Origin of the sequence: Pseudomonas sp. 43NM1 (assembly GCF_002836905.1) — a bacterium.
GTDB lineage: Bacteria > Pseudomonadota > Gammaproteobacteria > Pseudomonadales > Pseudomonadaceae > Aquipseudomonas > Aquipseudomonas prosekii.
Map to the genome: position 1 here is coordinate 37,878 of NZ_MKGS01000138.1, position 21,962 is coordinate 59,839.

The window sequence follows — 21,962 nt, forward strand, 5'->3', positions numbered from 1 at the left end:
AAGCGGCATCAACCACGCCGCGATGGATGGTTTAGCGATTCGGTTGCGGCGTCAGGCGCAGGTACGGTTTGACTGCGCGATAACCCTTGGGAAAGCGTTTGTTGATCTCATCTTCATCCTTGAGCGACGGCACGATCACCACTTCATCACCGTCCTGCCAGTTGGCCGGGGTCGCTACTTTGTAGTTGTCGGTGAGTTGCAGCGAGTCGATCACCCGCAGGATTTCGTGAAAGTTGCGCCCGGTGCTGGCCGGGTAAGTAATGGTCAGCCGCACCTTCTTGTTCGGGTCGATCACAAACAGCGAGCGCACGGTCAGGGTGTCGTTGGCATTCGGGTGAATCAGGTCGTACAGGTCCGAGACCTTGCGATCAGCGTCAGCGAGGATCGGGAAATTGACCAGCGTGTTCTGGGTTTCGTTGATGTCTTCGATCCACTTGTGGTGCGAGTCCACCGGGTCAACCGACAGTGCAATCGCCTTGACGCCGCGCTGGGCGAATTCTTCCTTGAGCTTGGCGGTAAAGCCCAGTTCGGTGGTGCACACCGGGGTGAAGTCCGCCGGATGGGAAAACAGCACGCCCCAGCTATCGCCCAGCCACTCGTGGAAACGAATGGTGCCGGCGCTGGAATCCTGTTCGAAATCGGGGGCGATATCGCCAAGTCTGAGGCTCATGGTGCTGCTCCTGGTGAGTGCGTGATGAGCCCAACTGTGCCTGCAATCGAAATGAATTAAAAAGAATAAATATCGATTTATTTAGATCTTAAAAGAATATTAAAAATCTGTTCACTGGACCTCATCCGCCATCGCCAGCAACATCGCCGACAAGGTTCGAGAAGGCCTTGAGTAGTTGCAAACGTGGCAACGTTTCGGGGTGGGATTACGGGGGTGACTCCACCCAGAAACGCAAAAGCCCCGCCCGGCGAGGTGCCGGGCGGGGCTTTTTTTCCGCAGTTACGCGAGCGCTGCTTTTACAGCTATTACAGCAGCGGGATCGAGTAGCTGAGGATCAGGCGGTTTTCGTCCTGGGAGCGAACGCCCGGGATGTCTGTACGCCATGTAGCGTTTTTCCACATCACGCCAACGTTTTTCAGCGGGCCTTCCGGCACCACGTAAGCCACGGTCAGGTCGCGTTCCCACTCGCTGCTGTTATTGCCAGCAGGTACGGTAGCGCTGACGCGGTTGGTGTCGATATCGCTGCCACGCAGGTAAACCATACCGGCGGTCAGGCCTGGTACGCCAACCTTGGCGAAGTCATACGAGTAGCGTGCCTGCCAGGTTTTCTCGCCGGCACGGCCGAACTTCTGGATCTGCATGTCGGTGATGGTGTAGTTCGACGAACCGTCGCCCTGGTTCAGCCAAGGGAAGTCGCTGCTGCCGTTGCTGACTTGGTATCCGCCACCGAAGGTGTGACCGGCAACGGTGTACAGGAACAGGCCGCTGTACAGATTGTTGTCGACTTTGCCTTTACCGTTACCAGTGCTGCTGTAGTTGCCGGAGCTGTAGTACAGCGGGTCGTGGCCGTTGGCACCGTCATCCGAGCTGTTGAAGTAGCGCAAGTCAGACTTCAATACGCCCGGGCCGATTGCCCAGTTGTGCACCAGACCGAGGAAGTGCTGCTTGTAGAAGTCTTCCAGGTTGCCGTAGTAGTACTGCGCGGTCAGGTCTTTGGTGATTTTGTAGTCACCACCGGCATAGATGAACTTGTTGCTGTCGCGACCATTGATGGTGCGGGAGTTGGCGCCACCGATCGACATCTGTTCATTGTTGCTGGAGTTACGACCTTTCACCGCTTCGATCTGACCGCCAACCAGCGTCAGGTCTTTGATGTCGCCAGAAGTGATCTGGCCGCCCTGCCAGGTCTGCGGCAGCAGACGACCATCGTTGGTCACGATAACCGGGTTCTTAGGCTGCAGAGTGCCCAGTTTCAGCTCGGTCTGGGAGATCTTGGCTTTGGCAGTCAGGCCCAGGCTGGAGAAGTTATCAACCGCTTCGCCGTTGGACTTGCTTGGGAAAACAGTGCCGCCGTAAGAGTTGTTCGACGCACCGTTAGTGCCGCCGCCCGAATCCAGCTTCACGCCCAGCAGGCCGATTGCATCAATACCGAAGCCAACAGTGCCTTGGGTGTAACCGGAGATGAAACGCAGATCGAAGCCTTGGCCCCACTCTTCGTTCTTGTTGGCGCCAGCGCCGTCACGGTTATCGGTATTGATGTAGAAGTTACGCAGGCCCAGGGTAGCCTTGCTGTCTTCGATAAAACCGGCGGCGCCTGCCTGCTGCGCCAAAACCCCTACAGCCACAGCCAGGGCCAAGGTGGACTTGTTCATTGTTTCGCTCCTCTCGTTCTAATTCTTGTGTTCCTGGTCCGGGGTCGAATGCCCTGGATCCTAAGATGCGCGATTAGCGCCAGACCGTGACTGACAAGTCAATCGTAACCTTGTATGTCTACGACCAAGGTCTAATCGCCATGGATTGGGTCCGTGCAGGGTAATGATTTCTTCATAAACCCAAAAAGAATTATTTCATTCTTTTTCATACTGCTTTGGAATATAGCCCGCCGCCGAAAAACCGCGCCGGGATACCCGGTATCGGCACATAAGCTAATTACTAAATAATATTTATTGGCCTTTTTTTAGATCGATTAGCTTTGACGCATTCCCCATACGTCAATCCCTATCGAAAAGGCGACGCCATGATGGCCAAACGCGCACTATCCCGTCAAATTGTTACAGTTTGTGTGTCGGTATTAATTGCTTGCGGCGCGCAGGCAGCCAACCTTACGGTCGGTTATCAAACCGGCATCGACCCAAGCAAAGTCCCGCAAGCGGATGGCGTCTACGAGAAAACCCTGGGTGAGAAAATTGACTGGCGCCGCTTCAACAGTGGCCCGGAAGTGGTCACCGCCATTGCCTCCGGCGACGTGCAGATCGGCAACCTCGGCTCCAGCCCGCTCGCCGCCGCCGCCTCACGCAATTTGCCGATCGTCGCGTTTATCGTTTCCGCGCAGATCAACGCCGCCGAAGCCTTGGTAGTGCGCAACGGCAGCGGCATCGATAAACCGCAAGATCTGATCGGCAAAACCATCGCCACGCCATTCGTGTCCACCTCCCACTACAGCCTGCTCGGCGCGCTGAAGCACTGGGGCCTGGACACTTCGAAAGTCAAAGTGGTGAACCTGCAACCGGCAGAAATCGCCGCGGCGTGGAAACGTGGCGACATTGATGGCGCGTTTGTCTGGTCGCCGGCGCTGGGGGAAATTCGCAAGACGGGCAAGACCTTGACCGACGCCGCGCAGGTTGGCCAGTGGGGCGCGCCGACCTTCGAAGTGTGGGTCGCGCGCAAGGATTTCGCCGAGAAGCATCCGGACGTCGTGGCGAAATTTGCCAAGGTTACGCTGGACTCGTTTGCCGACTATGCGGCGCATAAAGACAGCTGGACTACCGATTCGGTGCCGGTGCAGAAAATCGCCAAACTGACTGGTGCCAACGCGGCTGATGTGCCGGAGTTGCTGGCCGGCTCAACCTTCCCTGACGCCAAAGCCCAGCAAACCGCCGCACTGCTGGACGGCGGCACGGCGAAAGCGATTGGCGAAACGGCGAAGTTTTTGAAGGAACAGGGGAAAGTCGAAAGCGTACTGGCGGATTATTCGCCGTACGTCAGCGCGAAGTTCGTTGCCGAGTAACCCACAACGCACTTGTGGCGAGGGGGCTTGCCCCCGTTCGGTCGCGAAGCGGTCGCAAAACCCTACGACTCGGTTTAGCAGGTTTCAGGGCTGCTCCGCAGCCCAACGGGGGCAAGCCCCCTCGCCACAGGTCACAGGGTTTTTTCGAAGATCTTCGAATTGCGCTGATAGTTGTACAGCGACGCCCGGGCCGAAGGCAGGCGCTCGACGCTGCTGGGTTCGAAACCGCGTTCGCGGAACCAGTGCGCCGTGCGGGTCGTCAGCACGAACAAGGTTTTCAGGCCCTGCGCGCGGGCGCGGGTTTCGATGCGCTCCAGCAATTCATCGCCACGGCCGCCGTGGCGATACTCCGGGTTCACCGCCAGACACGCCAGCTCGCCGGCATCCGAATCGGCAATCTGATACAGCGCCGCACACGCGATGATCATGCCTTCGCGCTCAACCACGCTGAACTGCTCGATCTCACGCTCCAGCACTTCACGCGAGCGCCGCACCAGAATCCCCTGCTCTTCCAGCGGGCTGATCAAATCGAGCAAACCGCCGACGTCTTCAATCGCCGCTTCGCGCACCAGTTCGAATTGTTCCTGGGCCACCAGCGTGCCGCCGCCGTCGCGGGTAAACAGCTCGGTCAGCAGCGCACCGTCCTCGGCGTAACTGACGATGTGGCTGCGCGCCACCCCACCGCGACACGCTTCAGCCGCCGCATCGAGCAACTCGCCTTGATAGTTGTTGCCGAGGCGTTGCAGGTGCGCCGGCACTTGTTGCGGGCGCAACTCGCGCACCAGCCGACCGTTTTCATCGATCAAACCGAGGTCGGCGCCGAACAGCAGCAATTTGTCGGCGCCCAGGTCGATGGCCGCGCGGGTCGCGACGTCTTCGCAGGCGAGGTTGAAAATCTCCCCGGTCGGCGAATAGCCCAACGGCGACAACAGCACGATCGAGCGCTCGTCGAGCAGGCGATTGATGCCTTTGCGGTCGACCCGGCGCACTTCGCCGGTGTGGTGATAATCGACGCCTTCGAGCACGCCGATCGGCCGCGCCGTCACCAGGTTGCCGCTGGCCACCCGCAGGCGCGAGCCCTGCATTGGCGACGACGCCATGTCCATCGACAACCGCGCTTCGATGGCGATGCGCAATTGGCCGACCGCATCGATCACGCACTCAAGCGTCGCGGCATCGGTGATGCGCATGCCGTGGTGGTAATGCGGGATCAGGCCGCGTGCGGCGAGGCGGGTTTCGATTTGCGGACGCGAACCGTGGACCAATACCAGACGCACACCGAGGCTGTGCAGCAGCACCAGGTCGTGAACGATATTGCCGAAGTTCGGATGCTCGACGCCGTCGCCGGGCAGCATGACGACGAAGGTGCAATCGCGGTGGGCATTGATGTAAGGGGACGCGTGGCGAAGCCAATTAACGTATTCGGGCATGAACCTGGGCCTGTAATAAATAGCAGCCAAAAAATGGGCGAAACGGAAATGCACAGCGGGCTGGTGGTTATCGTCGGAACAGGCTTGGCGACACGCGCGCTCTCCTCATGAATACGGGTTGGGGTACAGGTAATTTATCTATTTCTGTAGGAGCAAAGCTTGCTCGCGATGGCGGTGTAACAGCCAACTGTGATGTTGGATTTAATGCCGTCATCGCGAGCAAGCTTTGCTCCTACAGGTGTTGCGTTTAATTGACCGACATCGGTGTTTGGGCCGGTGTCAGGCAGTAATGTTCAATCAGTTGCCGTAATAGATGCACGGTAGGCTGCAAACGTGACATTTCCAGGTATTCCCCCGGTTGGTGCGCGCAAGCGATGTCGCCTGGGCCGAGCACCAGTGTTTCGCAGCCAAGTTGCTGAAGATAAGGCGCTTCGGTGCCGAACGCTACCGCTTCGGCGCGATGGCCGGTGAGCTTTTCAGCGACGCGGACCAATTCGGCGTCCTCGGCCTGCTCGAAGGGCGGTACGGCGGGGAACAGCGGCGCGTAATCGATCTTCACCTGATGGCGCTCGGCAACCGGGGCGAGCTTCTGCAAAATCGCCGCGCGCAGGGCATTCGGGTCCATGCCCGGCAATGGCCGCAAATCGAATTCCAGCGAACATTGGCCGCAGATACGGTTGGGATTGTCGCCGCCATGAATGCAGCCAAAATTCATCGTCGGCACCGGCACGCCGAATTGCGCATTGCGGAATTCGCGCTGCCACAACAGGCGCAAACCGCGCAGTTCGCCGATCGCATCGTGCATCGCTTCGAGGGCGCTGTGGCCCAGGCGCGGATCGGAGGAATGGCCGCTCTGACCGAGAATGTCGATGCGTTCCATCATGATGCCTTTGTGCATGCGGATCGGCTTGAGCCCGGTCGGCTCGCCAATCACTGCGGCACGCCCCAGCGGACGCCCGGCTTCGGCCAGGGCTCGCGCGCCGGACATCGAGCTTTCTTCATCGCACGTGGCAAGGATCAGCAGTGGTTGTTTGAACGGTTGATCGAGCAGCGGCAGCACCGCTTCGATGGCCAAGGCAAAAAAGCCCTTCATGTCGCAACTGCCGAGCCCGACCCAACGGCCATCCACTTCAGTCAGCTTCAACGGATCGGTCTGCCACAACGCGCCGTCGAACGGCACCGTGTCGCTGTGCCCGGCCAGCACCAGGCCACCGGGGCCGGAGCCAAAACTGGCGAGCAAGTTGAATTTGCCGGGGCTGACCTGCTGGATGTCGCAGGCAAAACCCAAATCACCGAGCCACGTCGCGAGCAAGTCGATGACCGGACGATTGGTCTGATCGAGGCTCGCCTGCGTACAGCTGACGGACGGTGCGGCGATCAGCGCAGCGAACTGATCTTTCATGGACGGCAAAGGCATCGCTGACTCCAACTCCCGAATTGAAGCCCATCATAGAACCATCCGGCGACAGGAATAAACCGCCGCGGCACTTAGGACGAATGACTCCTGTACACTGCACGACCTTGGCAGCCACACATTCCCCCGGCTGCGCTCCCGATCCTGGATTTTCCGGCCATGCAGAAAGAAACCGAAATCAAACTCCGCGTCAGCCGCGAAACCCTCGCCGCGCTGCGCGAGCACCCGCTCCTGAAAAAACGCAACAAAAGTGGCTGGGAACGCCGTGAGTTGATGAACCAATACTTCGACACGCCTGAGCGCGACCTGGCCCGCGCCAAGGTTGCCCTGCGCCTGCGCCGCGATGGCGAAGAAGTGATTCAGACGCTCAAGACCCGTGGCCAGAGCGTCGCCGGCCTGTCCGAGCGTAACGAATACGACTGGAACCTGCCCAAAGCCAAGCTCGACGTGAAGAAACTCGACGGCGAATGCTGGCCCGAAGAGCTGGCCGAACTGGACAAGAAAACCCTGAAAGCCATTTTCACCACCGATTTCGTCCGCGAACGCGCGGAAATCGCCTGGGGCCGTGGCAAGACCAAAGTGGTCATCGAAGCCGCGCTGGACTTCGGCCACGTCGTGGTTGGTAAACAGAAAGAAGAGATCTGCGAACTGGAACTGGAATTGCGCGAAGGCGAGCCTGCCGCGCTGCTGGAACTGGCCGCCGAACTGGCCGCAACCCTGCCGTTGATGCCGTGTGACATCAGCAAGGCCGAGCGCGGTTATCGTTTGTACGACGCCAACAGCTACTCGCTGAGCCTGCCGGCGCCGCAAATCACTGCTGAAATGCCGCTCGACGACGCGTTCGCCGCGCTGAGCTGGCACTTGTTGGGCAGTAGTCAGCGTCTGGCCGAGCAATATCGTTTCAATGGCCACTGGCGTCTGTTGCAGGACTGGGTGGAAAACCTTGTCGAACTGCGCGCCCTGCTCAGCAGCCTCGGCCAAGCCGCACCGCGTCAATCGACGCACGATTTGCGCGTGGCGCTCGACGCCTTGCTGGAAGACTGGCGCCCGCTGGTGCAGGCCGGTCAGGACGACGAAGACGTGCGCAAAGCCGCGCCGGAGCAGTTCCTCGAAGAGTTGCAGGACCCGCGTTGGGGCCTGTTCTCGCTGAACACTTCACGCTGGTTGCTCGCGCGCACTTGGGCTGCTGATCGCAACGTTCGCGGCAATCGCCAAGGCGCTGCGCAATTGGCCAACTGGCTGCCGCGCCTGCTCGGCGAAGAAGCCACGTCCCTGCAATTGCAGCGTTATCAGCAGCAGCCGGAAGACTTGGCCGAGCAACTGCCGCGCATCGAGCGCATCCAGTCGTGGATGCACCATGCCCGTGGCGTGCTGGACATCCCGGAAATGGATCGCTTGTACGGCGAGCTGAACAAATTGGCGCAACTGGCCAACGAGCCGATCACCGAAGAAGCGCTGGATGCGCGCAAACAACAGGCGATCGCGGTGTACCAGAACCGTGCCTGGAAAATGTTGCTGCGCATGTAATGCCCAGTGGCGAGGGGGCTTGCCCCCGTTCGGCTGCGAAGCAGTCGTAAATCAGCCAACGCGTTATATCTGACTCAACGCGTTGGCTGGTTTTGGGAGTCCTTCGGACTCCAACGGGGGCAAGTTCCCTCGCCACAAAAGCCCTCTGTCACAATGATGAGCGCAACACCGGCAAACTCGTCGTCGATTTAATCTCCGACAACGCCACTATCGAGTTCACCTCCTGAATCCCCGGCACCATCGACAGCTTCTCAAAGAAAAACCGCTCATACGCCTCGATGTCCGCCGTGACAATCCGCAGCAAAAAATCCACCGACCCCATCAGCACATAACATTCCAGCACTTCGGGAAAACCGCGAATCGCCTCGGTGAACTCGGTGAAGTTCGACCGCCCGTGCGCATTGAGTTTGATCTCGGCAAAGATCTGCGTGTTCAGGCCGATTTTCTTACGATCAAGCAACGTCACCTGCCCGCGAATGATCCCCTCCTCTTTCATCCGCTGAATCCGCCGCCAACACGGCGACTGCGACAGCCCGACCTGCTCGGCGATCTGCGCGCTGGAAAGCGAAGCGTCCTCTTGCAGCAACGCGAGGATCTTGCGGTCGTAGCCATCCAGCTCGGCATGCATAGAAAAACCCTCAGATGATCACTTGTTGAATCAAACAATTCGATAAATCGCCAATACGCCCGATCATAGCCAAGAAATGCCCGCCGCCGAATGTAAAAATTCCTCCAGAAAATTTGGCCAGATAATTTGGAGAGCGAGCATGCCGCATCTGGAAGCCGTGAATACCCCAGCCACCCGCGCCGATGTGTGGAACGTCAGCAACGCCCATTGCCGCGTGCAATATCAACTGCTGGCCGAGGCCGAACCGGATGTGCTCTGCCGCGCACTTAACTTGTTCGCCCTGCAGTTTCTGACGCCGGAACAGGTCAACGTGCAGCGTCTGGACGATCTGCTGTCGGTCGATATCGTCATCGACGGCTTGAGCTGGCACCGCGCCGAGGTCATCGCGGAAAAACTTCGTAACCTGATCAGCGTCTGCTCGGTAAATCTGCAGAGCGCCGATTCGGCGTGGCAGGCACAGGCGCAAGCGGCCGGTTGAAAGACCTGGAAACGCCTTCGTCGGGTAGTGGCCCAACGGTCTGCGCCTGCGCGACTATCCTTTGCACACTGCGGTCTAGATCGCTGTTTGCAGGATTGTTCAAAAGGAAAGCGCATGTCCGTTCAACTTGCCACTCAGGACCGTTGGCTGGATCTCAATGATTTGCTGCGAGAACTGGTCGCCCAAGGCTTCATCAACCAGGATTCGGCGGAACTCGCCCTCAATGCGCGACGGCGCAACGCCACCAGCGTGCAGTTGCATCCGCTGGAGTTTATCGCCAGCCAGCACCTCGACGACCTCAGCCGGCCGGGCAAACACCTCGACCTCGAAAGCCTGACCCTGTGGCTGTCGCAACAGGCCGGCCAACCTTATTTGCGCATCGATCCACTGAAGATCAACGTCGCGGCGATCACGCCGCTAATGTCTTACGCCTTCGCCCAACGGCACAAGATTCTCGCCGTTTCCATCGACCGCGACGCGGTCACCGTGGCCAGCGCCCAGCCCTACGTCACCGCGTGGGAAGCCGACCTGACCCACGTTTTGAAGCTGCCGATCAAACGCGTAGTGGCCAACCCGGCAGACATCCAGCGCTTCAGCGTCGAGTTTTTTCGCCTGGCCAAATCGGTCACCGGCGCGACCAACGCCGATCAGCAGACCAGCACCCTCGGCAACTTCGAACAGCTGCTCAACCTCGGCGCCAGCGATCAGGAGCCGGACGCCAACGACGCGCACATCGTCAATATCGTCGATTGGCTGTTCCAGTACGCGTTCCAGCAGCGCGCCAGTGATATCCACATCGAGCCGCGCCGCGAGCAGGGCACGGTGCGTTTTCGCATCGACGGCGTGTTGCACAACGTCTATCAATTCCCGCCGCAGGTGACCATGGCCATCGTCAGCCGCCTGAAAAGCCTGGGCCGGATGAACGTCGCGGAAAAACGCAAACCGCAGGACGGCCGGGTCAAAACCAAAACCCCGGACGGCGGCGAAGTCGAACTGCGGCTATCAACCTTGCCGACTGCGTTCGGCGAAAAAATGGTCATGCGGATCTTCGATCCGGAAGTGCTGCTCAAGGATTTTGATCAGCTGGGGTTTTCCGCCGATGATTTGCGGCGCTGGCAGGACATGACTCGCCAGCCCAACGGCATCATTCTGGTGACCGGGCCGACCGGTTCGGGCAAGACCACCACGCTCTACACCACCCTGAAAAAACTGGCGACGCCGGAGGTCAACCTCTGCACCATCGAGGACCCGATCGAGATGGTCGAGCCGGCCTTCAACCAGATGCAGGTCCAGCACAACATCGACTTGAACTTCGCCGCCGGCGTGCGCGCACTGATGCGGCAAGACCCGGACATCATCATGATCGGCGAGATCCGCGACCTCGAAACCGCCGAAATGGCGATCCAGGCTGCGCTCACCGGCCACCTCGTACTCTCGACCCTGCACACCAACGACGCCCCGAGCGCGATCAGCCGTCTGCTGGAACTCGGCGTGCCGCATTACCTGATCAAAGCCACGGTCCTCGGCGTCATGGCCCAACGCCTGGTGCGAACCTTGTGCCCGCACTGCAAAGCACCGCTGACCCTGGGCGAAGAAGACTGGCAAACCCTGACCCGCCCGTGGCAAGCGCCACTGCCGAACAACGCCCACCGCGCCATCGGCTGCCTCGAATGCCGCGACACCGGCTACCGCGGCCGCGCCGGCGTCTACGAAATCATGCAACTGACCGACAGCGTCAAAGCCCTCATCACCCCCGACACCGACTTGCTCGCAATCCGACGCCAGGCCTTCAAAGAAGGCATGCGCAGCCTGCGCCTGTCCGGCGCACAAAAAGTCGCAGCGGGGCTGACGACGATCGAGGAAGTGTTGCGAGTGACGCCGCAGAGTGAGCAGAAGTAGCTGGGGCGACGCTTGCATTCAGTGCGTCACCAACAATCGCCAATCCTGCCTGCAACATCCGCTGACCGAGCAGTCACGGAACTCGATTGGGTATATGACGATCCAACGCCGTAGTTAACCCAGTGGAGTCACCCCTATGCGTCTCAAACTTGCTGTCGCTACCCTTGCCTTGCTGTCCCTTCCTGTTGGTTCAGCCATGGCCGACAGCTTTTGGCGTAACGTGCTGTCTTCCGGTGCAACCACCGGTTCGACTTACCTGACGTTCAAGGATCACAAGCTGATTGTTGCGGCTCAGGACGATGCCGGCAGTTTCGTCGCCAGTGATGGCGGCATTCGTGGCCCGTACCTGGAAGCGGCGATGCAGAAAGTTCGCGCAGACAATCCAGGCCTGCAGGCTACGGACATGGAGCTGGCGAACGCGATTCTGGCGAAGAATGCCGTTGCCTCTGAATAAGCCGTACCGTTGAACAAAAATGCCGCTCCCATGAGCGGCATTTTTTTGCCTCAAACAAACTGCACGGCTGTTTTCCTACAGCGACAAATGCCAAATCCGCGGTGGCCCGACGAGAATTCATCGGCCAACGCCGGATAAGTCCGATATTAGCCTCAGGTGCGCCAACCCAGACTTTGTCGATTCGAATAACCACACAAGCGAATCGATCACCATGAAAAAAACAAAACTGTCTGTATTACTGCTCGCCGCAGCCTTCACCAACCTGGCAAATGCTGAAGGCCTTTACGGCTCGTTGAAAATTCAAAGCGTCGAGCAGAACCTGGAAAGCGCGCTGCTCACCAGTCCCAGGGTCAGCCATCGTGTGGTGAGCCCGGACAGTCAGAAAGATGTCGGCGGCTCGTTGGGCATCGGCTACGGGTTCAAGGGTGACTGGCGTCTGGAAGGCGAATATTCGATCAAGCAGGATTCGCAGTTCAAGAGTCACTGGGCGCCGTTCGATGCCAACGTCAACAACATGCAAGTCTCGTCCAGTCGCCTGATGCTCAATGCCTACAAGGATTTCCCGCTCAACCAGTACCTGTCGGTGTACGCGATGGCGGGGGTTGGCGTCGCGCACATCAGTTCGCAGGGTTATCAGTCCAACCCCTCGCGACAGTTCGCCAACAACAGTCAGAACAATTTTGCCTATGCGCTGGGTGTTGGCGTGGACTTGAAAGTCACCCGGCAAATCACCCTCGGCAGCGGTTATCGCTACGTCGACATGGGCGATATCGAGACCGGTTACAACACCTTCGCCAATCGCATCAACGCTCGGGACGAACAACTCAAAGGCAAGTTGCGCGAGCAGAACCTCTACGTCGAAGCGCGCATGGCGTTCTGATTTTCGGCCCGACGTGCAACGTCCCTGTAGGAGCGAGGCTTGCCCGCGAAGGCGGCGGATCATTCCCCCATGATTCAGCCTGATCAACCGCTTTCGCGGGCAAGCCTCGCTCCTGCAAGGGCTAGGTCTTCAGCGGTAATCGTCTACCGGGACGCACGCGCAAAACAGGTTGCGGTCGCCGTAGACGTTATCGACGCGGTTCACCGCCGGCCAGTATTTGTGCACTTGGGTATGCGCATCCGGGGTCACCGCTTGCTCGATGCTGTACGGCCGCTCCCACACCCCGGTGATGTCGGCGAGCGTATGCGGCGCGCGTTTCAGCGGATTGTCTTCGGCGTGCCAATTGCCGTTTTGCACTTCGGTGATTTCTGCGCGAATGCTCAGCATGGCGCCGATAAAACGGTCCAGCTCCGCTTTCGATTCGCTCTCGGTCGGCTCGACCATCAACGTGCCGGGCACCGGGAACGACATGGTCGGCGCATGAAAACCGTAATCCATCAGGCGCTTGGCGACGTCTTCTTCGCTGATCCCGGTCAGTGCCTTGAGCGGTCGCAAATCCAGAATGCACTCATGCGCGACCCGCCCGTTGCGCCCGGTGTAGAGCACCGGAAAGGCCCCGGACAGATGCTGCGCGAGGTAATTTGCGGCGAGGATCGCCACTTCGCTGGCATCGGCCAACTGCGGGCCCATCATTGCGATGTACATCCAACTGATCGGCAGAATGCTCGCGCTGCCCCACGGCGCGGCGCTGACGGCACCGTTCTGCGGTTGCGGGCCGTCGAGCGGCACCACCGGATGATTGGCCACAAACGCTGCCAAATGTGCGCGCACGCCAATCGGGCCCATGCCCGGACCGCCGCCACCGTGGGGAATGCAGAAGGTTTTGTGCAGGTTCATGTGCGATACGTCAGCGCCGATATCCGCCGGCCGGGTCAAGCCGACCTGCGCATTAAGGTTGGCGCCATCCATATACACCTGGCCGCCATGGCTGTGGATAACTTCACAGATCTCGCTGATGCCTTCTTCGTAAACGCCGTGGGTCGAGGGATAAGTCGCCATCAGGCAGGCGAGTTTGCTCCCGGCCGTCGCGGCTTTGTCCTTCAGGTCAGCCAATTCGACGTTGCCCGCCTCGTCACACTCGACGATCACCACGCGCATCCCGGCCATTTGCGCCGAGGCCGGATTGGTGCCGTGGGCCGAGGACGGAATCAGGCAAATATCCCGCGCACCTTCGTCGCGGCTCTCGTGGTATTTGCGGATCGCCAGCAGCCCGGCGTACTCGCCTTGGGCGCCGGAGTTGGGCTGCATGCAGATCGCATCAAACCCGGTGATCGCGCAGAGCCAGCGCTCCAGTTCTTCAATCATCAAGGTGTAACCGACCGCCTGTTCCCTCGGCACAAACGGGTGCAAATTGGCGAACTGCGCCCAGGTGATCGGGATCATTTCGCTGGTGGCGTTGAGTTTCATGGTGCAGGAGCCGAGCGGGATCATCGACTGGTTCAGCGCCAGGTCTTTGTTCTCCAATTGCTTGAGGTAACGCAGCATCTCGGTTTCGCTGTGATGAGCGCTGAACACCGGATGGCGCAGATAGGGCGTGCTGCGCAACAAGCCGTCGGGAATGCCGGAGACGAGGGTTTGCGCGTCCAGTTGTTCGACGTTCAAGCCATGATCGGCGCCGAGGAAAATATCCAGCAGCCTGGCCACCGTTGTTTCATCGCAGGTTTCATCAAGGCTCAGGCCCAAGCGCCCGCGCCCGAGAATGCGCAGATTGATTTGCACTGCTTTGGCACTTTCGATGATCGCGGTTTGCGCGCCGCCGACCTCAAGCGTCAGCGTGTCGAAGAACTGCTGGTTGACCCGGACAATGCCGTTGCGCTCCAGGCCAGCGGCGAGAATGCAGGTCAGCCGATGCACGCGCTGGGCAATCCGTTTCAGCCCTTCCGGGCCGTGATACACCGCGTAGAAACTGGCGATATTTGCCAGCAGAACCTGCGCGGTGCAGATGTTCGAGTTGGCCTTCTCGCGGCGAATATGTTGCTCGCGGGTCTGCAGCGCCATGCGCAGGGCAACGTTGCCGCGGGCATCTTTCGAAACACCGATGATCCGCCCAGGAATCGCCCGTTTGTATTCATCACGACTGGCGAAGAACGCCGCGTGCGGGCCGCCGTAACCCATCGGCACACCAAAACGCTGCGACGAACCGAACACCACGTCCGCGCCCAATTCGCCCGGCGGCGTCAGCAATAACAGGCTGAGCAGATCCGCCGCGACGCAGGCCAATGCCTGCTGGGAATGCAGATGATCGATCAGCGGCCGCAGATCGCGGATCTCGCCGTGGGTGTCCGGGTACTGCAAAAGTGCGCCGAACACTTGATGCTGTTGCAAGTTATCCACAGCGTCGATGATCAGGTCGAAACCAAAGCCCTCGGCGCGGGTTTGAATCACCGAAATGGTCTGCGGATGGCAGTTCTCGTCGACGAAGAACAGATTGCTCTTGGACTTGGCGACTCGTTTGGCCAGGGCCATGGCTTCAGCGGCGGCGGTGGCTTCATCGAGCAGCGAGGCGTTGGCCAGTTCGAGGCCCGTGAGGTCGATGGTCAGTTGCTGGAAATTCAGCAGCGCTTCGAGCCGGCCCTGGGCAATCTCCGGTTGATACGGCGTGTAAGCGGTGTACCAACCGGGATTTTCCAGGACGTTGCGCAAGATCACCGTCGGCGTCAGCGTGCCGTGGTAGCCCATGCCGATCAGGCTGGTCCAGACCTGGTTCTGCTCGGCATAACCGCGCAACTTGGCGAGCGCGGCTTGTTCGTCGAGGGCCGGCGGCAGGTCCAGTTCACGGTTGAGGCGAATGCCCGGCGGCACGGTCTGTTCGATCAGCTCGCTGCGGCTGCCCAGACCGAGGCTGTCGAGCATCGCCTGCTGCTCGGCGGCGTCTGGCCCCAAGTGGCGGCGCAGGAAGGCATTGGGGTCGCGTAACTGGCTCAGGGACGGCAATGGGGACATGACGGGCTCTCTCTTGACTGGCGCTCGACGTCGATGCAACACGGTCAAACCAGCATAGCAGCCGCTGCCGACCGCGAATTTCCGGGCATCAACGCTGCCCCTGCAGGGATTTACTGCGGGCAATAAAAAGCCCCGACAGGTCGGGGCTTTGGGGTAACGCCTGTGGCTTACTCGCCGATGGCAGCCTTGTACGCCGCAGCATCCAGCAACTTGTCCAGATCAGCCGCATTGCTTGGCTTGAGCTTGAAGATCCACGCGCCGTACGGGTCGGTGTTGAGCGCTTCGGGCGAGCCGCTCAAATCTTCATTGATCGCAATCACTTCACCGGCAATCGGCGAATAGATGTCGGAGGCTGCTTTAACCGATTCCACCACACCCGATTGATCGCCGGCAGCAAACACTTTGCCGACTTCGGTCAGCTCAACGAACACCACGTCGCCCAAGGCTTCCTGAGCGTGATCGCTAATGCCGACGGTAACGGTGCCATCGGCTTCCAGACGCGCCCATTCGTGACTTTCGGCAAAACGCAGGTCGGCAGGGATATCGCTCATGTTCTGTGTCCTCAAAAAAGAATGTCAGCGGTCGATGCCCGCCAGAAAAGTTTTAAATCAAGGTTTTGCCATGGCGTACGAAGGTCGGTTTGACCACTCGGACCGGGTACCACTTGCCACGGATTTCCACTTCTGCGCGGTCGGCAGTCGCCATCGGCACGCGCGCCAGTGCAATCGACTTGCTTAGCGTAGGAGAGAAACTACCACTGGTGATCTCCCCTTCGCCAACATTGGCGATCCGTACCACTTGATGCGCGCGCAAAACGCCGCGTTCCTCAAGCACCAGACCGACCAGTTTGTGCTGCACACCGTTGGCTTTTTCCGCCTCCAGAGCCTCGCGCCCGATGAATTGGCGGGTGGCCGGTTCCCAGGCAATGCTCCAGGCCATGTTGGAGGCCAACGGTGAAATATCTTGATGGATGTCTTGGCCGTAGAGGTTCATGCCGGCCTCGACGCGCAAGGTATCGCGGGCGCCGAGGCCGATTGGCGAGATACCGGCGCCGACCAGATCGTTGAAAAAACCCGGCGCCTGCTCGGCTGGCAGAACGATCTCCAAGCCGTCTTCACCGGTATAACCGGTGCGCGCGATGAACCAGTCGCCATCGGACCGGCCTTCGAACGGTTTGAGCAATTGAATGAGGTTGCCGCGCGACTGGGTCACCAGTTCGGCGATCTTGTGCCGCGCCTGCGGACCTTGGATAGCCAGCATCGCCAGCTCGGAACGCTCCTTGAGCGCTACTTTGAAATCGCCAAGGTGCGCCTGCATCCAGGCCAGGTCCTGGTTACGCGTCGAAGCGTTGACCACCAGCCGATAACCTTCATCGAGGCGATAAACCAGCATGTCATCGACGATGCCGCCGCGCTCGTTGAGCATGGTGCTGTACAAGGCACGGCCGGGGCTGTGCAGGCGTTCGACGTCATTGGCCAGCAAATGCTGGAGCCATTCCTTGGCCTGGGGGCCGTCAACATCGATTACGGTCATGTGGGACACATCAAACACCCCGCAATCGCGGCGCACCTCATGGTGTTCCTCGACCTGCGAGCCGTAATGCAGTGGCATATCCCAACCGCCAAAATCGACCATCTTCGCGCCGAGGGCGAGATGAAGGTCATACAGAGGCGTACGCTGTCCCATGGGTTTCTCCTTCCGGGCGTGGCGAAGGTGCGGAACGGTGCTTACCGGTGAAAGCCTTGAAATACAAGGCTTCCAGCCGATCTCAGCTACCGGGTCTGAAGGACGGACCGCACCGAATGCCGCGCATTGTAGCCTCAAGGTGTAGGACTGACACCTAGGTGTTTCGATGCGCCGAACGTCGAATCAATCCGATGACCGGTAACAGCCCGACCAAAACCAGGGTCAGCGCCGGCAACGACGCTCTCGCCCATTCGCCTTCGCTGGTCATTTCGAAGATGCGCACCGCCAGCGTGTCCCAGCCAAACGGGCGCATCAGCAGGGTCGCGGGCATTTCCTTGAGCACATCGACAAACACCAGCAACGCCGCGCTCAACGTGCCGGGCAGCAACAACGGCAGATACACTTTGAAAAACAGTCGTGGCCCACTGACGCCAAGGCTACGTGCTGCTTCGGGCAACGAAGGACGGATTCGCGCCAGGCTGCTTTCCAGTGGTCCGTAAGCGACGGCGATGAAACGCACCAGATAAGCCAGGATCAGCGCTGCCAGACTGCCGAGCAGCAACGGCTTGCCGGTGCCGCCGAGCCAACTCGACAGCGGAATCACCAGCTCGCGGTCGAGGTAACTGAACGCGAGCATGATCGACACCGCCAGCACCGAGCCGGGTAACGCATAACCGAGATTGGCCACGCTGACGCCCGAGCGGATCGCCCGGGTCGGCGCCAGGCGTCGGGCGAACGCCAGCAGCAGGGCCACGCTGACGGTGATCAGCGCCGCCATGCCGCCCAGATACAAGGTGTGCACGATCAGCCCGGCGTAACGCTCATCCAGATCGAAACGGCCACGCTGCCAGAACCACACCACCAGTTGCAGCATCGGAATCACGAACGCGCAGGCAAACACCACGCCGCACCAACTCATCGCCGCCAAGGCTTTGAAGCCGCGCAGGTGATACAGCGCCTTGACCCGTGGTCGCTCGTTACTCGCGCGGTTGGCGCCACGGGCACGGCGCTCGCCGTACAGCACGACCATCACCACCAGCAGCAACAGGCTGGCTAATTGCGCGGCGGTCGAGAGGCTGAAGAAGCCGTACCAGGTTTTGTAGATGGCAGTGGTGAAGGTGTCGAAGTTGAACACCGACACCGCGCCGAAATCCGCCAGGGTTTCCATCAACGCCAACGCCACGCCGGCGCCAATGGCCGGACGCGCCATTGGTAATGCCACGCGCCAGAAGGCCTGCCACGGCGATTGCCCAAGGACCCGCGCGGCTTCCATCAGGCCTTTGCCCTGCGCGAGAAACGCGGTGCGCGCCAGCAGGTAAACGTAGGGGTAAAACACCAACACCAGCACCACAATCACGCCGCCGGTGGAGCGCACGCGCGGCAAACGCAAGCCGCTGCCGAACCATTCGCGCAGCAGCGTTTGTACCGGGCCGGCGAAGTCCAGCAGGCCGACGAAGACGAATGCGAGCACGTAAGCGGGGATTGCGAATGGCAGCATCAGCGCCCAGTCGAGCCAGCGTCGGCCAGGGAATTCGCAGAGGCTGGTCAGCCAGGCAAGGCTCACGCCCAACAGCGTCACGCCGACCCCGACGCCGAGCACCAGTGTCAGGGTGTTGCCGAGCAGGCGCGGCATCTGCGTGTCCCAGAGGTGGGACCAGATTTGTTGATCGATGGTTTGCCAGGAGAAAAACAGCACGCTCAGCGGCAGCAGAACCAGCGCGGCGATGGCGAAAACCAGTGGATACCAGCGACGTTGGGCGGGGTGGGCCACGTTAAAGTCTCTGAGACGGTGGGTGTGTGGTGCATGGGTCAAGATCGCCCCCTCACCCTAACCCTCTCCCCAAAGGGGCGAGGGGACTGACCGCGGCGTTTAAGTGAAATGCTGCGACCTGAAATTCCAAAGTCGAACTCAGGATTTGAAAAGCATGAAGATCTGCTCCCTTTCCCCCTCTCCCCAAAGGGGCGAGGGGACTGACCGCGGCGTTTAATTGAAATGCTGCGACCTGAAATTCCAAAGTCGAACTCAGGATGTGAAAAGCATGAAGATCTGCTCCCTTTCCCCTCTCCCCAAAGGGGCGAGGGGACTGATCGCGGCGTTTAAGTGAAACGCTGCGACCTGACATTCCAAAGTCGAACTCAGGATGTGAAAAGCATGAAGATCTGCTCCCTTTCCCCCTCTCCCCAAAGGGGCGAGGGGACTGACCGCGGCGTTTAAGTGAAATGCTGCGACCTGAAATTCCAAAGTCGAACTCAGGATTTGAAAAGCATGAAGATCTGCTCCCTTCCCCCTCTCCCCAAGGGGCGAAGGGACTGGCCGCGGCGTTTAAGTGAAATGCTGCGACCTGACATTCCAAAGTCGAACTCAGGATTTGAAAAGCATGAAGATCTGCTCCCTTTCCCCCTCTCCCCAAAGGGGCGAGGGGACTGGCCGCGGCGTTTAAGTGAAACGCTGCGACCTGAAATTCCAAAGTCGAACTCAGGGTTTGAAATACATGAAGATCTGCTCCCTTTCCCCCTCTCCCCTCTGGGGAGAGGGCTGGGGTGAGGGGTGGATCTTCAAGCAAACATAGCAATACCGCCGAACTCAATTCCAGCCGGCGCGATCCATCATGCGGATGGCTTCAGCCTGGCGTTTGCCGGCGATCTCTACCGGCAAGGTGTCGGCAACAAACTTGCCCCAGCTCGCCACTTCAGCAGACGGCGGCACGGCAGGGTTGGCCGGGAATTCCTGGTTCACGTCGGCAAAAATCTTCTGCGCTTCCGGCGTGGTCATCCACTCCACCAACGCCTTGGCCGCTTCCGGGTGCGGCGCATGCTTGGTCAGGCCGATGCCAGACAGGTTGACGTGTACGCCACGGTCGCCCTGATTCGGCCAGAACAGCTTCACCGCCAGATCCGGCTTCTGCTTGTGCAGGCGGCCGTAGTAGTAAGTGTTGACGATGCCGACGTCGCATTGGCCGGCGTTGATCGCTTCCAGCACCGCGATGTCATCGGAGAACACGTCGGTGGACAGGTTGTTGACCCAACCCTTGAGGATTTCCTCGGTTTTAGCCGCGCCGTGGACTTCGATCATGGTCGCAGTCAGCGACTGGTTGTAGACCTTCTTCGCCGTGCGCAGGCACAGGCGACCTTCCCAGTTCTTGTCGGCCAGACCTTCGTAAGTGGTCAGCTCGCCGGGCTTCACCCGCGCCGTCGAGTAGGCGATGGTCCGCGCGCGCAGGCTCAAACCGGTCCAGGCGTGGGCCGACGAGCGATATTGCAGCGGGATGTTGCTGTCGATGGTTTTCGAGGTGAACGGCTGAAGAATGCCCATCTGCTCGGCTTGCCAGAGGTTGCCGGCATCGACGGTCAGCAGCAGGTCGGCGGTGGCGTTTTCGCCTTCAGCCTTGATCCGCTGCATCAGCGGCGCTTCCTTGTCGGTGATGAACTTCACCTGCACGCCGGTTTTTGCGGTGTAGGCATCGAAGACCGGTTTGATCAGTTCGTCGATGCGCGAGGAGTAAACCACTACCTCGTCGGCGGCCTGGGCGGCGGTACTGCCGATCAGGGTCAGGGCCAACGCGGTCAACAGACGCTTGGGTGCCAACATGGTCGTGGTCTCTCGATTGAAAAATGAGGCCAAATGATAAGGACTCACATTTGCAAGCTCAATCGAACAGTTGGCGGGTGCGTTACCAGATGTTGCACAGGGTCAGCGTGCGATACCTGTGGCGAGGGGGCTTGCCCCCGTTCGACCGCGCAGCGGTCGCAAATCGAAATGCAGGGTTCGACTGAAAAAATGCAGGGGCTGCTTCGCAGCCCAACGGGGGCAAGCCCCCTCGCCACAGGGCCATGCGCGATTCAGGCCTTGGCCAGCGCCGGCAAGTCCCCGGTCAGCCCCAGCGCTTCGCGCACGAACAGTGCCTTGGCTTCCGGCATCTGTTCGACCAGCTTCAACCCGGCATTACGCAACCAGCGCACCGGCAGCGGATCAGCCTGGAACAGCCGTTCAAAGCCTTCCATCGCCGCCATCAACGCCAGGTTATGCGGCATGCGCCGGCGCTCGTAGCGGCTGAGGACCTTCACGTCCGCCAGGCGCTCGCCGCGTTCGGTCGCTTGCAGCAACACTTCGGCCAGCACCGCCGCGTCGAGGAAACCCAGATTGACGCCCTGCCCGGCCAACGGGTGAATGGTGTGCGCCGCGTCGCCGATCAGCGCCAGGCCTTCAGCCACGTAACGCTTGGCGTGGCGCTGGCGCAGCGGCACGCACAGGCGCGGGTCGGCGCTGAGCACGGTGCCCAGACGGCCTTCGAAAGCGCGCTCCAGTTCAGCGCAAAACGCCACGTCATCCAGCGCCATCAGGCGTTCGGCTTCGCTCGGTGTGGTCGACCAGACGATCGAACACCAATCCTGCTGACCGTCGCGTTCCAGCGGCAAAAAGGCCAGCGGGCCGTTATCGGTAAAGCGCTGCCACGCGGTCATTTGATGGGTTTTGGCGCTGCGCACGCTGGTGACGATGGCGTGATGCAGATAATCCCACTCGCGCGTGGCCACGCCCGTCAGGCGACGCACCGCCGAGTTGGCGCCGTCCGCCGCAATCACCAGCGGCGCGCGCAACGTGCGGCCATCGGCGAGGGTCAGCAGCCAATCGTCACCGGAGCGGCGCATCTGTTCCAGGCGCGCATTGGCCAGCATGCCGAGGTCGCATTCGTGCAGACGGTCGAGCAACGCATCCTGGACCACACGGTTTTCGACGATATGCCCAAGCACGTCAGCGTGCACACTCGCCGCCGAAAAGTGGATTTGCCCGGTGCCGCTGCCGTCCCAGACGTGCATGCCGGTGTAAGGACTGCTGCGCCGGTTGGCGATGCCGTCCCACACGCCAAGACGTTCGAGGATGCGTTGGC

The 21,962-nt window shown here is 60.2% G+C and carries 17 protein-coding genes; 6 read left to right on the forward strand and 11 right to left on the reverse strand.

Going from position 1 to position 21,962, the window contains the following annotated elements:
* Positions 1–31: 31 nt before the first annotated feature.
* Positions 32–670, reverse strand: a complete 639-nt coding sequence (locus tag BI292_RS13715) for a peroxiredoxin (RefSeq protein WP_101208172.1) — start codon at positions 668–670, stop codon at positions 32–34.
* Positions 671–975: 305 nt separating this feature from the next.
* Positions 976–2,322, reverse strand: coding sequence for an OprD family porin (locus BI292_RS13720; protein WP_092276524.1), 1,347 nt, complete (start codon positions 2,320–2,322; stop codon positions 976–978).
* Between the two features lie 365 nt (positions 2,323–2,687).
* Here BI292_RS13720 and tauA point away from each other — a divergent pair, with 365 nt between their 5' ends.
* Positions 2,688–3,677, forward strand: a complete 990-nt coding sequence (gene tauA / locus BI292_RS13725) for a taurine ABC transporter substrate-binding protein (RefSeq protein WP_101208173.1) — start codon at positions 2,688–2,690, stop codon at positions 3,675–3,677.
* Positions 3,678–3,808: 131 nt separating this feature from the next.
* Here tauA and argA read toward each other — a convergent pair whose 3' ends face one another.
* Positions 3,809–5,107: an amino-acid N-acetyltransferase gene (gene argA / locus BI292_RS13730; protein WP_092276518.1), complete on the reverse strand. Its 1,299-nt coding sequence runs from the start codon at positions 5,105–5,107 to the stop codon at positions 3,809–3,811.
* A gap of 247 nt (positions 5,108–5,354) precedes the next feature.
* Positions 5,355–6,524, reverse strand: a complete 1,170-nt coding sequence (argE, locus tag BI292_RS13735) for an acetylornithine deacetylase (protein WP_101208174.1) — start codon at positions 6,522–6,524, stop codon at positions 5,355–5,357.
* A gap of 156 nt (positions 6,525–6,680) precedes the next feature.
* Between argE and BI292_RS13740 the strand changes: the two genes are divergently transcribed.
* A complete protein-coding gene (locus BI292_RS13740) occupies positions 6,681–8,048 on the forward strand; it encodes an inorganic triphosphatase (protein WP_101208175.1) in 1,368 nt (455 codons plus the stop codon).
* 148 nt (positions 8,049–8,196) lie between these two features.
* Here the strand turns inward: BI292_RS13740 and BI292_RS13745 are convergent, their stop codons facing one another.
* Entirely contained in the window at positions 8,197–8,676 is a 480-nt protein-coding gene (locus tag BI292_RS13745; protein WP_092276508.1) for an Lrp/AsnC family transcriptional regulator, read from the reverse strand.
* A gap of 139 nt (positions 8,677–8,815) precedes the next feature.
* Here BI292_RS13745 and BI292_RS13750 point away from each other — a divergent pair, with 139 nt between their 5' ends.
* The 4 genes from BI292_RS13750 (at position 8,816) to BI292_RS13765 (ending at position 12,387) form a co-directional block, all read left to right on the forward strand.
* A complete protein-coding gene (locus tag BI292_RS13750) occupies positions 8,816–9,154 on the forward strand; it encodes a hypothetical protein (protein ID WP_092276503.1) in 339 nt (112 codons plus the stop codon).
* Positions 9,155–9,268: 114 nt separating this feature from the next.
* Positions 9,269–11,053: a GspE/PulE family protein gene (locus BI292_RS13755; RefSeq protein ID WP_101208176.1), complete on the forward strand. Its 1,785-nt coding sequence runs from the start codon at positions 9,269–9,271 to the stop codon at positions 11,051–11,053.
* A gap of 136 nt (positions 11,054–11,189) precedes the next feature.
* Positions 11,190–11,507 (forward strand): DUF2388 domain-containing protein, encoded by a 318-nt coding sequence (locus tag BI292_RS13760; protein WP_092276497.1) that lies wholly within the window; start codon positions 11,190–11,192, stop codon positions 11,505–11,507.
* Between the two features lie 211 nt (positions 11,508–11,718).
* Positions 11,719–12,387, forward strand: a complete 669-nt coding sequence (locus BI292_RS13765; protein ID WP_101208177.1) for an outer membrane protein — start codon at positions 11,719–11,721, stop codon at positions 12,385–12,387.
* Between the two features lie 129 nt (positions 12,388–12,516).
* Here the strand turns inward: BI292_RS13765 and gcvP are convergent, their stop codons facing one another.
* From gcvP to BI292_RS13795, 6 genes are all read right to left on the reverse strand, one after another.
* Entirely contained in the window at positions 12,517–15,390 is a 2,874-nt protein-coding gene (gene gcvP / locus BI292_RS13770) for an aminomethyl-transferring glycine dehydrogenase (RefSeq protein WP_101208178.1), read from the reverse strand.
* Between the two features lie 167 nt (positions 15,391–15,557).
* A complete protein-coding gene (gene gcvH, locus BI292_RS13775) occupies positions 15,558–15,941 on the reverse strand; it encodes a glycine cleavage system protein GcvH (protein WP_092276488.1) in 384 nt (127 codons plus the stop codon).
* Between the two features lie 52 nt (positions 15,942–15,993).
* Positions 15,994–17,076 carry a glycine cleavage system aminomethyltransferase GcvT gene (gcvT, locus tag BI292_RS13780; RefSeq protein WP_101208179.1) on the reverse strand — a complete coding sequence of 361 codons (1,083 nt, stop codon included), beginning with the start codon at positions 17,074–17,076 and terminating at the stop codon, positions 15,994–15,996.
* Positions 17,077–17,230: 154 nt separating this feature from the next.
* The gene (locus BI292_RS13785; protein ID WP_101208180.1) at positions 17,231–18,847 is read right to left on the reverse strand and encodes an iron ABC transporter permease; all 1,617 of its coding nucleotides are present in this window, start codon (positions 18,845–18,847) and stop codon (positions 17,231–17,233) included.
* An 813-nt stretch (positions 18,848–19,660) separates the two neighbouring features.
* A complete protein-coding gene (locus BI292_RS13790; protein WP_092276480.1) occupies positions 19,661–20,665 on the reverse strand; it encodes an extracellular solute-binding protein in 1,005 nt (334 codons plus the stop codon).
* Positions 20,666–20,916: 251 nt separating this feature from the next.
* On the reverse strand, positions 20,917–21,962 hold a 1,046-nt coding region (locus tag BI292_RS13795), incomplete at its 5' end, for a 2-octaprenyl-3-methyl-6-methoxy-1,4-benzoquinol hydroxylase (protein WP_101208183.1).